This is a genomic window from Polymorphobacter megasporae (assembly GCF_018982885.2).
Classification (GTDB): Bacteria; Pseudomonadota; Alphaproteobacteria; order Sphingomonadales; family Sphingomonadaceae; genus Polymorphobacter_B; species Polymorphobacter_B megasporae.
Genome location: NZ_CP081848.1, coordinates 3,221,176 through 3,236,411 on the forward strand (window position 1 = coordinate 3,221,176; position 15,236 = coordinate 3,236,411).

Consider the following 15,236-nt stretch of genomic DNA (forward strand, 5'->3'; position numbering starts at 1 on the left):
ATCATTGCATCGTCATCCGCGCCACCGCCGCCACGCGGCCCGACGACATCGCCGGCAAGCGGCCCGCCGACATCGCCGCAAGCTTGTACCGTAGCGTCCGCTCGCTGATCCCGAGCCGCGTCGCGGTCTCACCACGGCGCCCGGCGCAGTCGGCGAGTGTCGCGCTGATGACGTCGAATTCACGCTCGCGGATCGCGCCGCCGAGCGAGGCCGCGACCGGCTGGACAGCGGACGTGTCGAAGACGATATCGCGCGCCTCGATCCGCTCGCCGTTGGCGATCACGGCGGCGCGCGCGAGGACGTTGCCGAGCTCGCGGACATTCCCCGGCCAGTCGTGCGCCTCGAGCCGGGCCAGCGCCGCCGCCGTCGGCCACGCCGTCGTCCCCTGCCGCAGCCACAGCGCCGCCGCGATCGGCACGATATCGGCGCGGCGACTGGCGAGCGGCGTCGTCGCCAGCGGGAACACCGCGATCCGGTAATACAGGTCGGCGCGGAAGCGACCGGCGGCGACTTCGCTCGCAAGGTCGCGGTTCGCGGCGGCGATGATGCGGACGTCGACCTTGACCGGGGCGGTCGCGCCGATCGGCAGCACCTCGCTCTCCTGCAACGCACGCAGCAGCTTCGCCTGGAGCCCGAGTGGAAGTTCGGCAATCTCGTCGAGCAGCAGCGTCCCGCCATCGGCGGCGCGGAACAGGCCCTTGGCGCTTGTTCCCGCCCCGGTGAAGGCCCCACGTTCGTGACCGAACAGCAGCGCCTCGAGCATCGCCTCGGGGAGCGCGGCGCAGTTGACCGCGACGAAGGCAGCGTTGCGGCGCGGCGAGGCGGCATGGATCGAGCGGGCGAGGACTTCTTTACCGGTCCCCGTCGCGCCTTCGATCAGGACGGTAATGCCGCGCGCCGCGACCCGCGCGGCGAGGGCTTCGAGCGCAATCGATGCCGGATCGGCGAGCGCGGCCTTGTCTCCTTGGGCAAGCGCGACGATCGTCGCGGCAGCGAATTTCAGGTCGGCGTCGGCAAACTCGATGAAGCGGCTGTCGTGCGACAGTCGCGGGCACTTCGACCGTGCGACCATGACCGCCCCGGTGCCGTCGCAGGGCTCGCCATAAGCGACGACATTGAACGCGCGGTGGCGCAACGATCGACCGCCGGCGTCGTATATTGCTTGGGCCAGCAGCGGGTACATCGCCGCGGCGGCGTCGGAGACGGTGATTGTGGCAGTCGACAACTTCAAGCCCCCCGGTGATGCCGGGAACCAAGCAAAGCTCGTGCCAAGTCAGATCAGGACGTGGGCGGCAGTGTATTCGTGCTGAATGTCAAAGTATTGACGCGAAAGGCGTCAAGACGTTGACACCTGTCAGGCGATTGACACTGTTGCAGTCTTCGCCGCCGGGACCGTTGCAGCGATCGTGCCGCCGCCGAGGACGCGCGACCCCGCATAGATCACCGCCGCCTGCCCCGGCGCGACGCCGAATTCTGGGTCGTCGAATGTCAGCAATGGCGTTGTGCCGCCGGTCAGGACCGCACCGGCCGCCGTTGCCATCGATCGGACCTTGACCGCGACATGCTCGTCCGAAGCGTAGTCCGCCGCTCGATCCCCCAGCCAGTTGAAGTCGGCAAGGGTCACGCCCGAAACCGCGAGCGCGGCGCGCGGGCCGACGATGACCTCGCGGCGCGGCGCATCGATGCCGACGACATACAGGGGCTCGGGCAAGCCGCCGAGTTCGAGCCCGCGCCGCTGGCCGATCGTATAGCCGACGATCCCGGCATGCCGCCCAAGCACCCGCCCGGCACGGTCGACGATATCGCCCGGGGCATCGGCCTCGGGCCGGACCCGTCGCACGACCGAGGCATAGTCTCCCCCGGGCACAAAGCAGATGTCCTGGCTATCGGGCTTGGCCGCGACGCTCAGTCCGAGCCGGACGGCGTGCGCCCGAACCTCGGCCTTGGTCAGACCGCCGAGCGGAAAGCGCAGATAGTCGAGCTGCTCGCGAGTGGTCGCGTAAAGAAAATAGCTCTGGTCCTTCGCCGGATCGATCCCGCGATGCAGTTCGGCGCCGTTCTGTCCCTCGATCCTTCGGACGTAATGACCAGTTGCGAGACACTCGGCGCCAAGATCGCGGGCAACTGCGAGCAGGTCGCGGAATTTAACCGTCTGGTTGCAGCGAATGCACGGCACCGGGGTCTCGCCGCGCAGGTAAGAATCGGCAAATTCCTCGACCACCGCGTCACGAAACCTGGATTCATAGTCGAGAACATAATGCGCGATGCCGAGCTGGTCGGCGACGCGCCGGGCGTCGGCGATATCCGCTCCGGCACAACAAGCTCCTGCACGCGCGCGCGCTGCGCCGTCGTCGTAAAGTTGGAGTGTAATACCAATTGTTTCATGGCCGGCCTCCGCACACATCGCCGCAACGACCGAAGAGTCGACCCCTCCCGACATCGCCACGACTATACGAGTTCTAGCAGTCGGCAATCTTAACTGTTCCTCAACCATAAAAAGGATTGAATAGGGGTCAATCATGTCTAATATTTATCTCACATGAACTGTAGCTTATTGATGTACGGTGTCGTACATAGTGTAGATTAGCTTAAACGGGAATTTCCAATGCCCCAACGCATTGCTACCGACGATGGCCTTTCCGCAGTCGACCGGATGCCCCCATCCGATACCAAACGGTGGGTCGCGAGCCGCAAGGCCGATGTCGTTCGCGGGATTCGCGAAGGCGTTGTAACCCGGACCGAGGCCTGCACCCGCTACAGCTTGAGCGACGAAGAACTTCGGTTGTGGGAGCGCGCGATCGACGCCGCCGGCACGCCCGGCCTCCGTGTCACGCGCGTGCAGGTATATCGTGAAGTTTTCGAAAGCCGACATTAGGCCGTATCGGCCATAATTGGCAATATTTTCAGGATTTAGCTGTCTTCATTGGCAAATACTGTATTTGGCATAGTTAAGCTTCTTTACTCGGACGGGAAAATGAGTTTAGCTGATGGTGCGCCGCGGCACGGTGGGATGCTCCGGCTAGTGAAAGGGTGGTCATGCGCGTACTGCTGATCGAAGATGACAAGTTAATGGCGCGAGCCGTGACACTGATGCTAAGCGGGGTCGGCGTCGAGCACGAAACTGTATCCGAGGGAGAGGCAGCGATTGAGCTGGCTCGACTGTACGATTACGATGCGATCCTTCTCGATCTTACCCTTCCCGATGTCCATGGCTACGAAGTGCTGCGGCGGATGCGGCTGGCGCGGATCACCACGCCGGTGATGATCCTGTCGGGCGATGCCGAGACAGCGACCAAGGTCAGCGGCTTCGGCTTCGGTGCCGACGACTATGTCACCAAGCCGTTCCAGCGCGACGAACTCGTTGCCCGCCTCCACGCGCTCGTCCGCCGCTCGAAGGGGCATGCGGAATCGATCATCCGCACCGGCGCGATGGCGATCGACCTGTCGGCTCGCCTCGTCACCGTCGACAACCATCGTGTCGCGCTGACCGGCAAGGAATATTCGATCCTCGAACTGCTCTCGCTCCGCAAGGGCATGACGTTGACCAAGGAGATGTTCCTCACGCACCTCTATGGTGGCCGCGACGAGCCCGAGCTCAAGATCATCGACGTCTTCGTCTGCAAGCTCCGCAAGAAGCTGGCAACTGCGGGCGACAATGCCGCGACGTGCATCGAAACCGTGTGGGGCCGCGGCTACGCGCTGCGCGATCCCGAACGCACCGATACCGTCGTCGCGCAAGTCGCGTAAATCTGGTTATTCACCCGCGTCGGAGGGCCGGCGCGGGTAAGCCAATGCGCGGAACACACCGCGTAACGTCCTGACTTCATTGTCACTGAACGCCGGGCGCGTCAGCAGATTGCGCAATAGGCGCTTCGCGATCGCGACCCGTGTCGTCGTCCCGTAATAGCCCGCCGCTTCGAGATCGGCATCGACCGCAACGATCAATCGCTCGAGGTCGGCATGAAGCGCCGGCCCCTCATAGTTGACGAAAGCGGTCGCCGGTGTGGCATCACCCGCACGAAACCACTCGTAAGCGTTGATCAACACCGCCTGCGCAAGGTTGAGCGAACCGAAATCCGGATTGACCGGGATCGTCAGAATCGAATGCGCCAGCGCAAGGTCGTCGGTTTCGAGCCCCGACCGTTCGGGACCGAACATCAACCCGCTCGGCTCGCGACGATCGCGCGTCTCGCTCGCCGCCTGCGCCGGGGTCACGACCGGACGCGTCAGCGCGCGATTACGCAGCGTCGTCGCATAGACGAAGTTGAGATCGGCGACCGCCGCCGCGACCGTCTCGAACACCCGCGCGTCGGCGAGCAGTTGATCGGCGCCGCTCGCCGACGGCCCAGCGTCGGGGTTCGGCCAGCCATCACGCGGCGCGACGAGGCGTAGGTCGGTCAGCCCGAAGTTGAGCATCGCCCGCGCGCATGCCCCGATGTTCGCGCCGAGTTGCGGGCGGACGAGGATAACGGCGGGCGGCGGCGATCCGGCTGTATTCACTCCGCCTCGCCGACGAGACGCGGCAGCGGGCGTTCGATTTTGTCGGGGGCTGCCTTGTCGAGCGTGGTGTTGCCGACGCCGAGCGCGCCCGCGAAGGTTTCGAAATCGCGCGCCTCGCGAAAGTCGCGGTAAACACTGGCGAATCGAATGTACGCGACGGGATCGAGCGCCTGTAGCCCCTCCATCACCATCTCGCCGACCAACCCGACGCCGAGCTCGGCCTCACCCGATGATTCGAGTCGCCGGACGACGCCGTTGACCAGGCGTTCGATCCGCTGCGGCTCGATCGGACGTTTGCGGCACGCGATCTCGATCGACTTTGCGAGTTTGTCGCGATCGAAAACCTCGCGCTTGCCCGACTTCTTGACGACGATCATCTCGCGCAGCTGGATGCGTTCGAAGGTGGTGAAGCGCGCCCCGCACGCGGGGCACTGGCGCCGCCGTCGGATCGCGCCGCCGTCCTCGGTCGGACGGCTATCCTTCACCTGGCTGTCGTCGTTGGCGCAGAAGGGGCAGCGCACGACCTGTTACGCCGCCGGATAGATCGGGAAGCGCGCGCACAACGCCCGGACGCGGACGTTGACCGCTGCCTCGACCGCGTGGTTGCCGCCTTCGCCGTTCGCCGCAAGTCCGTCTAAAACATCGGCAATCATGTCGCCGATCGCGCCGAACTCTGCGACGCCGAAGCCGCGGGTTGTGCCGGCGGGGGAGCCGACGCGGATACCGCTCGTCTTGGTCGGTGGCAGCGGATCGAACGGGATGCCGTTCTTGTTGCACGTTATGCCCGCGCGCTCGAGTGCTTCGTCGGCATCTTTACCGGTGAGGTTCTTCGGGCTGAGATCGATCAGCGCCAGATGCGTGTCGGTCCCCCCCGCGACGACGGCACAGCCGCGCGCGACGAGCTTCGCCGCGAGAACCTGCGCGTTGGTCACGACGGCGCGGGCGTAGTCCTTGAATTCAGGGCGCAAAGCCTCTCCGAATGCAACCGCCTTGGCGGCGATAACATGCATCAGCGGACCACCCTGCATCCCCGGGAACACCGCCGAATTGAACTTCTTGCCGAGGTCGACGTCGTTCGATAGGATCATCCCCCCACGCGGCCCACGCAACGTCTTGTGGGTTGTCGTTGTAACCACATGGGCGTGCGGCAACGGGCTCGGGTGGATGCCGGCGGCGACGAGACCGGCGAAGTGCGCCATGTCTACCATTAGTAGTGCCCCGACCGAATCGGCGATCGCGCGGAATCGAGCAAAATCGATCACCCGCGGATACGCCGAACCGCCCGCGATGATCAGCTTCGGCCGATGCTTTTCGGCGAGTTCTGCGACCGCGTCATAGTCGATCAGATGGTCTTCCCGGCGCACGCCGTACTGGACCGCGTTGAACCATTTGCCCGACATCGACGGCGCCGCGCCGTGGGTCAGGTGCCCGCCGGCGTCGAGCGACATGCCGAGAATCGTCTCGCCCGGCTTGACCAGCGCGAGCATCACCGCGCCGTTCGCCTGTGCGCCCGAATGCGGCTGGACGTTGGCATAGGCGCAATCGAACAGCGCCTTGGCGCGGTCGATCGCCAGCGTCTCGACAATATCCGATGGCGCGCAGCCCTGGTAATAGCGCTTGCCCGGATAGCCCTCGGCGTACTTGTTGGTGAAAATCGACCCTTGCGCATCGAGCACGGCGCGGCTGACGATGTTCTCCGACGCGATCAGCTCGATCTGATTCTGCTGCCGGTCGAGCTCCATCGCGATCGCGCGGGCAATCTCGCCCTCGACCGGATCGCTAAAGAATCCTTCGTAACCAGCGACTTGCGGAGCAACTTGGGCAGGGGTGCGGACGGCGGCGGGGCTCATTCGGCGGCCTCTTCATAGACGGGCTGCGACAGTTTGGCGACGCGGTCGGCGTGACGCCCGCCGCCGTAGCTCGTGCTGAGAAACTGGCGGACGCAGTCGCGCGCGACCTCGATGCCGACAATCCGGCTGCCGAGCGCCATGACGTTCGCGTCGTTATGCTCGCGCGCCAGTCGCGCCATCAGCCCGCTCGTGCACAAGGCCGCGCGGACGCCGGGGTCGCGGTTGGCGGCGATCGTCATGCCGATGCCGGTGCCGCAAACGAGGATGCCGCGCGCCGCATCGCCGCGCGTGACCGCGCGACCGACCGCGAAACCGAAGTCGGGATAGTCGACCGACACCTCGCTGTTGGTACCGAGGTCGAGGACGTCGTAACCCATCTTGCCGAGGTCGGCGGCGAGGACCGCCTTCATCGCGAAGCCGGCATGATCGGCACCGATGGCAATAATTTCACGCGGCATGTCTTCGCCCGGTTGCTGAAAGGGAGCCTACCATATCTAGTATCGAGCGGCGAATGGCAAAGTGAAACTCGGTTATCCTGACCGCCGCGCGCACATCGCCCGCACATCGATGTAACACCGGCCGCGCGACGCCGCCGCGTCGGCGCGCCAGGCAATCACCGTCGCCGATCACGAGCGCGGCCAGCTTGACCGTCGCGGTCGGTCGGTTAGGATCGATGCACCAGTATTTAAGGGGCGGCTTGAGCCAATACGACGCCTCTGCTTTTAACACGGAACTGCGTCGGCTCGGATCCCCTGCGGCGTGCGCGTCACTGTTTCGCGTGGCGATCCAGCCGCACGGCCTCGACACTTTCGCCTGTGGCGAGGTCGACCTCGCCGATCGCGACCGTACAGTCTTCTACATCATCGACTGGCCCGATGCGTGGACGCGCTTCTATGTCGGAACCGGGATGATCGACCGCGATCCGCTGGTCGACGCGCTCGCTACCCGCCGCGACCCGTTTACATGGACAGACCTTCGCGCCGACCGGGCGTTGGCGCGTGCCGGCGGCGCGGCGCTCGACGCGGCAGCGGCAGCGGGGTGGGTCGACGGCCTCGTCGTGCCGTTGCCGACGGTCGGAACGCGCGCCGGGCTCGTCAGCATGGTCGGGCACCGCGAGATCGCCGACCCGGCCCTCCGCGCCTACCTCTGCCTGATCGCGACTTGCCTCCAAAGCTACGTCCGGACACTCGTCGCGAAACACGGCTTCGCCATGCCGCCGATGGGCCTAACCGAGCGGGAGATTGCCAGCTTGCGGCTTGTCGCCCGGGGCAAATCGGACGCCGCGATCGCGAGCGAGCTCGGCGTCGCGGTATCGACCGCGCACGAGTTCGTCGAGAAAGCAAAACGACGGCTGAAGGCGCGGACGCGAGCTGAAATGGTCGCGACGGCGGCGTCGTTCGGCATCATCGACATTTGAAAGGTCAGTCAAAAAGGTAAACATGACATTAACGTTAACCCTCTGATCGGAGGGTTCCAGCTATCGGACGGGGCCAATAGGGTCGACGAAGATCAGCCTCACCAGGGAATTATCCGATGTCTCGCCTCCGCAAGTCGCTCGCCATCGGTCTCTCGGTCCTTGCCCTCACCGTCGCAGCGAACGCCGGTGCCGCGACGCTCAAGGCGAGCTACTTCTTCGACAACACGCTCGCATCGTCGACCGCCGGCGCACCCGACCTCGTCGCGATCGACCCGTCGGGGACGAGCGGCTTCGTCACCGACACCGTCTACGGCAATTCGCGGCAGGTGTTTCATGTCGGCGGGACCAACGCCAACGCCGATCAGGGCGGCCTCGCGTTCAACAGCACCGGCCTACTGACGAGCGACAGCTACTCGGTCGCGCTGACCTTCGAGTTCTTCGACCGCGCCAGCGCGTGGCGACGGATCCTCGACGTCACCAACCGGACTTCGGACGCAGGTTTCTACGTCGACCCGGGCAATCAACTCGATGTCTATCCAATCAGCGGCAGCAGCGTCGCCTTCACCAATGACGTCTATCGCAACGTCGCGCTGACCGTCGGTCCCGCGGGCCCGAACAACGTCACCGGCTATATCGACGGCATCGGATCGTTCACGACGACGACGAACACACTCGATTTGCTACCGGGCGGGCTGATCAACTTGTTCATCGACAACAATATGGGCGGCGGCCAAGGCGAGTGGTCGACTGCGAACATCGCTTCGGCGCGCTTCTACGACGGCGTCCTGACCGCTGCCGAAGTCGGCGCGATCAACCACGATCCCGTGACGCCGCCCCCGGTCGGCGGCGTGCCCGAGCCGGCGTCATGGGCGATGATGCTGGTCGGCTTCGGGTCGATCGGAACGGTGCTGCGGCGGCGGACGATGACGGCCCCCGCCATCACTGCGTGAGGTAACGAATCCGGCGATCGGGATAACCGGTCGCGGTAACGAGCGGGTGGGCAAGCGAGCGGGCGGCGGGCGCGCGATTCCTGGGGGATAGGGATCGCGCGCCCGGACGCCGTTTGTCGTGCACGTCATTTGGGCTTTACGGGCCGACCAACTTCTTCGAACACAGTCGTCATCCGTGTCTCAAGCCGACACTCCTGCATTACGCTGTCGTCCCCGCGAAACCGGAGACCTCAGTCCTGCAGTCTCATTGACTTTTGGTCCAGTTTTCGCGGGAATGACAGCACTCTGCGGAGGGCAGATCTGTGCGAAGGGGCGCCGTTCTGCGGAATAGTGGTGGTCGCAACAAAGGACGGCCGCGCACGTCGTGGCGATGCGCCCCGCGGCGACGGTAAATTGATCATCCGGGCATAAGCGCGGGCGGACCGGGGCGAACAGATCGTCATACCGGCTAAGGCCGAAGCCCATCTTCGAGCGCAACGCGGGATTCTATACGTGGCTCGACGTTAGTCCTGACGTTCGCCGAGATGCCGGTCTGTCTTTGCGTACAGCGGACTATCTGCTCAGCCGCCTAGTGAAGGCGGCGGTCGAGCTCGCTGATCGCGGCGCTGGTCAACCGCGCGGCTTCGGCCGGGTCGTCGTGCGCGACGATGATGCGCCGCGCCGCCGCAGTGGCGAAGTCGACGGCCTGCGCGCGGACCGAGGCTTCGGCGGCGCGTTCGGCAGCGGCGATCTTGGTCTCGGCCATCGCGGTGCGGCGGGCGATCACCGCTTCGGCCTGGCGCTGCGCGTCGGCGACGATCGCCGCGGCTTCGGTCTTCGCGGTCGACAGGATATGCTCGGCGTCGTGGCTCACGGTTTCGGCCTTCGCCTTGTACCCGGCGAGCAGCGCCTCGGCCTCGGCGCGCAGACGCTTGGCTTCGTCGAGGTCGGCGCGGACCTTGGTCGCGCGCCCGTCGAGCGCCTCGGCGATCATCTTCGGAACTTTGACGTAGAGCAAAAGGCCGACGAAAATCACGAAGGCGATCGCGATATAGCCCTCGGCATTGAGCCCGAGCCACTTCAACTCGTGCGGCTGTTCGGTGCCGCCGGTGGTGGCGGCGCCGGCGATTTCGGGGACGGGTTCGGCCATTCTGGTGATCCTTACGCCGCGACCGCAGCAACGGTAGCAGCGACTTCGTCGGCAGCCGGACGGCGTCCGGTCAGACGCTCGACGATGTCGGCGGTCGCGTCTTCGGCAACGACGCGGAGGTTAGCGAGCGCCTCGCCCTTCGCGGCTTCGATGCGCGCGGCGGCACCGGCGGTCTTGGCTGCAAGCTCGGCCTCGACCGCCTTGAGCTTCGCCGCAGTCTCGCCCGACGTCGCCGTCTTGGCGTCACCAGCGAGCTTCATCGCCGCTGCGCGCGCGGTCGCCAGCGTCGCCTCATATTCGGCGATCACCGCGCCCGCGCTCGATTTCGCCATCTCGGCATGGTTGAGATCGTCGCCGATCACCCCGGCGCGGTTGAGCGCGACGCGCTCGACCTTGGGCAGCGACGCGCGGACGATCAGGTACAGGATTGCGAACACCGCGATCAGCCACGCGATCTGCGGAACCGCGACCGAAGGATCAAATTGAGGCATTCCGCCCTCCCCTCGTGATCGCTGGTCTTAGACGACGAACAGCAGGATCAGCGCGACGAGGAACGAGAAGATGCCGAGCGCTTCGGTCACGGCGAAGCCGAACAGCAGGTTCGGGCGCTGCGAGTTAGCGGCGGCGGGGTTACGGAGCGCGCCCTGGAGGAACAGGCCGAAGATGATGCCAACGCCCAATGCGGCGAGACCCATCCCGAAAGTGGCGATGCCGGCTCCGATGAGCTTGGCTGCGGTTGCGTCCATATTCAGTCCCTTAGTGCGAGAGGTTGATCGAGTCGTTGAGGTAGACACACGTCAGCAGCGCGAAGACATACGCCTGCACGACCGCGACGAGCAATTCGAGAGCATACAGCGCGACGTTCATCACCAGCGGCAGGATGCCGAGCAGCCAGAAAGCGCCGCCGGCTAGACCGAGGCTGACGATGAAGCCGGCGAACACCTGGAGCAGGATGTGCCCCGCGGTCATGTTGGCGAACAGGCGGACCGACAGCGTCAGCGGCCGCGACACGAACGAGATCAGTTCGATCAGGACGATCAGCGGCAGCAGGATGACGGGGGTCTGCGGCGGCACGAACAGCTCGAAGAAATGCAGCCCGTGCTTGGCGAAGCCGATGCCGACGCACAGCAGGAAGATGAACGCGGCGAACGCGAAGGTCACCCAGATGTGGCTGGTGACAGCAAAGGCGAACGGCAACAATCCGAGGATGTTGGCAAACAGGATGAAGACGAACAACGCGAAGATGAAGGGCACATAGGCGCGACCCTTGTTGCCGATATTCTCGTCGACCATGCCGACGACGAATTCGTGGACCATCTCGACCGCCGACTGCCAGCGCCCGGGAACGAGCGTCGCGCGGCGCATGCCGAGCGTCAGGAACGCCCACACGCCGACCAGCGTGATCAGCATGAACAGCGACGCGTTGGTGAACGACACGTCGTAGCCGAGCGTCGTCGCCGGAACCATCCGGTGGATTTCAAACTGTTCGAGCTGCGGACGGACCAACTTCAATCCTCGACTTCATCTGGGACCGATGGGGGGATCGGTTGTGCATCGACCAGTTTCTGCTCGGCACCAACCGCGCGAAACAGACTGATGAACCCCGCTGCCAGCCCCAGCAGCATGAACAACAGCAACAACCACGGCTTGGTGCCCAACCATTTGTCGAGCTGCCAGCCGATGGCGCTGCCAACGACAGTCGTGATCACGATTTCCAGTGCAAAGCGGAAACCCTGACCCATGGCTCCACTCGCCACCCGCATCGGGTCCACCGGGTTATGCCGCGCCTTGGCCTCGGCCAGGCGAGCTTCGAGAGACTCGAGCTCGTCGGTCGGACGCGGGCGGCTCACCGGGTTTCCTCTGACGGATGGCGGGAATAGCCCCGCACAGCCCCGCCGGTTGCCCGCCGAAGCCCGGTCCGTCTAGGGATGGGGGGTTGGAGTGTCAACCTTTTGCCCTTTTCCCCAGCCCGGCCGCTCACTCCGCCGCCGCCAGCAGGTGCTCGGCGGCGCGCAGGTCGACCGAGACGAGCTGGCTGACCCCGGGTTCGGCCATCGTCACGCCGTACAGCCGGTGCATCCGGCTCATCGTCACGGCATTGTGGGTGACGATGAGGAAGCGCGTGCGCGTCGTCTCGGCCATGCGGTCGAGCAGGTCGCAGAAGCGCTCGACGTTGGCGTCGTCCAACGGCGCATCGACCTCGTCGAGCACGCACAGCGGCGACGGGGTCGTCAGGAATAGCGCGAAGATCAGCGCGGTTGCGGTCAACGCCTGCTCGCCGCCCGACAGCAAGGTCAACGATTGCAGCTTCTTGCCCGGCGGTTGCGCCATGATCTCGAGCCCGGCTTCGAGCGGATCGTCCGATTCGATCAGCGCGAGATGCGCCGCGCCGCCGGCGAACAGCGTCCCGAACAGGGTCCGGAAATGGCCGTCGACCGCCTCGAACGCCGCGACCAGCCGAACCCGCCCCTCGCGGTTGAGCGCGCCGATGCTGCCGCGCAGCCGGGCGACGGCGGTGTCGAGTTCGGCGCGCTCGGCTGCCGACCCCTCGCTCGTCGCGGCGAGCTCGGCGAGTTCGAGGTCGGCGCGAAGATTGACCGGGCCGATCCGGTCGCGCTCGATCGTCAACGTCTCGAACTCGTGCGCGAGCGCCGCCGGATCGCCCGCGGCATCGACCCCGAGCATCGGCGGCGAGCAGCCGAAACGGTCACCGCACTGCGCCTCGATCTCGCGCGTCCGTGTTCCGGCGTGATCAGCGTCGGCAGCAGCGCGGGCGCGGGCCTCGCGCGCAGTGGCCAGCGTTTCCGCGACGGTGCGCGCCTCGGCGTCGAGGCTGCGCGACCCGGCCTCGGCGGTGGCGAGCGCGTCGGCGGCGGCGCGGCGGGTGCCGTCGGCGGCGTGGCCGCGCGTCGCCAGTGCGGCGAGGTCGGCGGCGATCTCGCCGGGGCGCGCGGCGAGGGTTGCCGCCTCGGCATCCCCGGCGGCGACGCGCGTATCGAGCTCGGCGATCTGCGCAGCGCTCGCGGCAGCGCGGCGAGTCCAGGCGGCGCGATCGGCGGCGATCGCGGCGACGCGCGCGGCAGCGGCGTCGAGGTCGCGGGCGAGTGTCGCATGGTCGGCGCGGGCGCGGGCAAGTGTTGCGCGCGCGGTCTCTGCGGCGGCGCGGGCGGCAGTCACCGCTGCGGCGAGGCCGGGCAGCCCGGTGATTTCGGCGGCGGCAGCGCGCGCGGCCTCGACTTCGCGGGCGAAACCTGCGGCATCGTCGCGCAGCCGGGCGATCGCGGCGTCGCTCGCCTCGCGCTTTGCGGTTGCGCGGTCGCGTTCGGTGGTCGCCGCGGCGAACGCAGCGCGGGTGGCGTCGTGCGCGCGGTCGGCGGTAGTGCGTTCGGCGCGGGCGGCGCGTTCGGCCTCGCCCGCCGCGCGGGCAGCGGCTTCGGCGGCGGCGAGCGCGGTTCGCGCATCGGCGAGCGCAGCTTCGGCGGGGATCAAGTCGGCCGACACGGCGGCAAGGCGGTTGCGCTGGATCAGCCGCTCGGCGGTCGCCACCCCCTGCCCGCCGAACGCGCGAAACCCGTCCCAGCGCCACATTCTGCCGTCGCGGGTGACGAGCCGCTGACCGGGCAGCAGCAGCGCAGCTAGACGCGGTGCGTCCTCAGGCGCGGCGATGCCGGTCGCGGCCAGCCGCCGTGCGAGTTCGGGCGGCGCGGTGCAGTTGAGCGGCTCGGCTTCTTCGGGAAGCGGCGCATCGTCACCCGGAGCGATTGTCCAGAAGCGACCGCTCGCGGCTTCGCCCAGCCCTGCCGAGAGATCGTCGCCGAGCGCCGCCGCAAGCGCGCGTTCATCCCCCGCTGCAACGCCGATCCGGTCGAGCAGGCTGGTCGATGCCCCTCCCCCCGCGAGCACCCGCGCCAGCGCGTCGCGCTCGGCGGTCAGCCCGGCGGCGACGCCGCGTGCGGTCAGGACGGCGGTGTTGGCGGCTTCGCGCGCAGCCTCGGCATTCCGCCGGGCTTCGTCGGCCTCGGCGATCGCGGCAATCGCACGCGCCACCCGCGTGGCGGCCGCGTCGAGCGCCCCCGCTGCCGCGACGCAGCGCGCATCGAGCCCGGCGGAGTCGATCCCTTCGCGCGCCCGGTCGAGCCGGTCGGCCTCGCCCGCCGCGCGTGCCCGCCGCGCCTCGGCATTGGCAAGCGCCGCCTCGGCTGCGCGCGCCGACGCCGCTGCCCGGGCATGCGCCTCGATCGCGGTCGACAATGCACCTTCGGTCGTCGTCGCGGTCCGTTCGGCGCGTTCGACCGCCTTTGCTGCTTCGGGCAACGCCGCTTTCGCCGTCGCTGCCGTCGCCTCGAGCGCCGCCCCCTCCGTCGCCAGCCGGTCGAGCGCACCCGCCGCATCGCGCGCCAGCCCGTCCTCGCGCCCCCGGTCGCGCGCGAGCGTCACCGCCGCCGCAGCAAGGTCGCGCGCGCGGCGGGCGATCGCCTCGGCCTCCGCCGCCAAGGTCCTTTGCGCTTGTACCAGCACCTGCGCTCCGGCCGCCGCCGCCGCCTCGGCGATCCGCAGTTCGGGGAGCGTGACCGCAGTCTCGGCCTGCGCCGTCGCCAGTCGCGCTGCCTCGCGCGTCGCGGCAACGACAGATGCCTCGGCGGCGGCGGCGGCGGCATGAGCAGCAGCCGCCGCCGCCCGCGCCGCACTCCACCGCGCGAACAGCAGCGCGCCCTCGGCCGCACGGATGCGATCCGACAGCGCGCGATAGCGCTCGGCTGTGCGCGCCTGCCGCTTGAGGGCCGCCGCCTGCGCGTCGAGTGCGGCGATGACGTCATCGAGGCGAAGCAGGTTCGCCTCGGTCGCCTTCAATCGGATCTCGGCCTCGCGGCGGCGAACGTGGAGCCCGGATATCCCCGCCGCCTCCTCGAGCAAAATGCGGCGCTCGGCGGGCTTGGCGGCGATGATCGCGCCGATCCGCCCCTGGCTGACGAGCGCGGGCGAATGCGCGCCGGTCGCGGCGTCGGCGAACAGCAGTTGCACGTCGCGGGCGCGGACATCGCGCCCGTCGAGCCGGTACGCCGAGCCGAGGCCGCGCTCGATCCGGCGGACGACCTCGTGGGTTTCGCCGTCGTCCTCGACGGTCAGCAGCACCTCGGCGAAGTCGCGCCCGGGCCGCGCGCCGGTGCCGGCGAAGATGACGTCGTCCATGCCGCCGCCGCGCAGCGACTTCGCCGACCCCTCGCCCATCACCCAGCGGATCGCTTCGAGCAGGTTCGACTTGCCGCAGCCGTTCGGCCCGACGACCCCGGTCAGCCCCGGCTCGATCCGCAGCTCGCACGCTTCGACGAACGACTTGAACCCGGCCAGCCTAAGGCGTTGAAACTCCACCCGCCCCCCGGCGCTCCCCC

At 67.4% G+C, this 15,236-nt stretch carries 16 protein-coding genes; 4 read left to right on the forward strand and 12 right to left on the reverse strand.

Annotated features, from left to right (window positions below; translation table 11 throughout):
* Position 1: 1 nt before the first annotated feature.
* Together KTC28_RS15080 and mnmA are read right to left on the reverse strand one after the other, a co-directional pair.
* Positions 2-1,225 (reverse strand): sigma-54 interaction domain-containing protein, encoded by a 1,224-nt coding sequence (locus KTC28_RS15080; protein ID WP_255602064.1) that lies wholly within the window; start codon positions 1,223-1,225, stop codon positions 2-4.
* Positions 1,226-1,354: 129 nt separating this feature from the next.
* Positions 1,355-2,494: a tRNA 2-thiouridine(34) synthase MnmA gene (gene mnmA, locus KTC28_RS15085; protein ID WP_216708172.1), complete on the reverse strand. Its 1,140-nt coding sequence runs from the start codon at positions 2,492-2,494 to the stop codon at positions 1,355-1,357.
* A 159-nt stretch (positions 2,495-2,653) separates the two neighbouring features.
* On the opposite strand from mnmA, the gene KTC28_RS15090 reads away from it, so the two are divergent.
* Both KTC28_RS15090 and KTC28_RS15095 read left to right on the forward strand, forming a co-directional pair.
* On the forward strand, positions 2,654-2,875 hold the full coding sequence (locus KTC28_RS15090) for a DUF1153 domain-containing protein (protein ID WP_255602456.1): 222 nt from the start codon (positions 2,654-2,656) through the stop codon (positions 2,873-2,875).
* A gap of 161 nt (positions 2,876-3,036) precedes the next feature.
* Entirely contained in the window at positions 3,037-3,747 is a 711-nt protein-coding gene (locus tag KTC28_RS15095) for a response regulator transcription factor (protein ID WP_216707958.1), read from the forward strand.
* 6 nt (positions 3,748-3,753) lie between these two features.
* Here the strand turns inward: KTC28_RS15095 and KTC28_RS15100 are convergent, their stop codons facing one another.
* Genes KTC28_RS15100 through rpiB form a run of 4 tightly spaced genes read right to left on the reverse strand, consistent with a single transcriptional unit; the run spans position 3,754 to position 6,808 of the window.
* Entirely contained in the window at positions 3,754-4,500 is a 747-nt protein-coding gene (locus KTC28_RS15100; protein ID WP_216707959.1) for an RNA methyltransferase, read from the reverse strand.
* Positions 4,497-5,021, reverse strand: a complete 525-nt coding sequence (nrdR, locus tag KTC28_RS15105; protein WP_216707960.1) for a transcriptional regulator NrdR — start codon at positions 5,019-5,021, stop codon at positions 4,497-4,499. Before nrdR ends, KTC28_RS15100 begins: the two co-directional genes overlap by 4 nt.
* 6 nt (positions 5,022-5,027) lie before the next feature.
* Positions 5,028-6,350, reverse strand: coding sequence for a serine hydroxymethyltransferase (gene glyA, locus KTC28_RS15110; protein WP_216707961.1), 1,323 nt, complete (start codon positions 6,348-6,350; stop codon positions 5,028-5,030).
* Positions 6,347-6,808 (reverse strand): ribose 5-phosphate isomerase B, encoded by a 462-nt coding sequence (gene rpiB, locus KTC28_RS15115; protein WP_216707962.1) that lies wholly within the window; start codon positions 6,806-6,808, stop codon positions 6,347-6,349. The genes glyA and rpiB overlap by 4 nt, the downstream gene beginning before the upstream one ends.
* Positions 6,809-7,128: 320 nt before the next feature.
* Here rpiB and KTC28_RS15120 point away from each other — a divergent pair, with 320 nt between their 5' ends.
* Together KTC28_RS15120 and KTC28_RS22895 are read left to right on the forward strand one after the other, a co-directional pair.
* Positions 7,129-7,767 (forward strand): helix-turn-helix transcriptional regulator, encoded by a 639-nt coding sequence (locus tag KTC28_RS15120; RefSeq protein ID WP_216707963.1) that lies wholly within the window; start codon positions 7,129-7,131, stop codon positions 7,765-7,767.
* A gap of 116 nt (positions 7,768-7,883) precedes the next feature.
* On the forward strand, positions 7,884-8,717 hold the full coding sequence (locus KTC28_RS22895; protein ID WP_255602065.1) for a PEPxxWA-CTERM sorting domain-containing protein: 834 nt from the start codon (positions 7,884-7,886) through the stop codon (positions 8,715-8,717).
* A 568-nt stretch (positions 8,718-9,285) separates the two neighbouring features.
* Here the strand turns inward: KTC28_RS22895 and KTC28_RS15130 are convergent.
* From KTC28_RS15130 to KTC28_RS15155, 6 genes are all read right to left on the reverse strand, one after another.
* Positions 9,286-9,846 carry a F0F1 ATP synthase subunit B family protein gene (locus KTC28_RS15130; protein ID WP_216707964.1) on the reverse strand — a complete coding sequence of 187 codons (561 nt, stop codon included), beginning with the start codon at positions 9,844-9,846 and terminating at the stop codon, positions 9,286-9,288.
* 11 nt (positions 9,847-9,857) lie between these two features.
* Positions 9,858-10,337 carry a F0F1 ATP synthase subunit B family protein gene (locus tag KTC28_RS15135; protein WP_216707965.1) on the reverse strand — a complete coding sequence of 160 codons (480 nt, stop codon included), beginning with the start codon at positions 10,335-10,337 and terminating at the stop codon, positions 9,858-9,860.
* A gap of 27 nt (positions 10,338-10,364) precedes the next feature.
* Complete coding sequence (locus KTC28_RS15140) at positions 10,365-10,592, reverse strand: F0F1 ATP synthase subunit C (protein ID WP_174272942.1); 228 nt, start codon at positions 10,590-10,592, stop codon at positions 10,365-10,367.
* A 10-nt stretch (positions 10,593-10,602) separates the two neighbouring features.
* Positions 10,603-11,358: a F0F1 ATP synthase subunit A gene (locus KTC28_RS15145; protein ID WP_255602066.1), complete on the reverse strand. Its 756-nt coding sequence runs from the start codon at positions 11,356-11,358 to the stop codon at positions 10,603-10,605.
* Positions 11,355-11,696: an AtpZ/AtpI family protein gene (locus KTC28_RS15150; protein ID WP_216707966.1), complete on the reverse strand. Its 342-nt coding sequence runs from the start codon at positions 11,694-11,696 to the stop codon at positions 11,355-11,357. Before KTC28_RS15150 ends, KTC28_RS15145 begins: the two co-directional genes overlap by 4 nt.
* A gap of 127 nt (positions 11,697-11,823) precedes the next feature.
* Positions 11,824-15,216, reverse strand: coding sequence for a chromosome segregation SMC family protein (locus KTC28_RS15155; protein WP_216707967.1), 3,393 nt, complete (start codon positions 15,214-15,216; stop codon positions 11,824-11,826).
* Between the last annotated feature and the right edge of the window lie 20 nt (positions 15,217-15,236).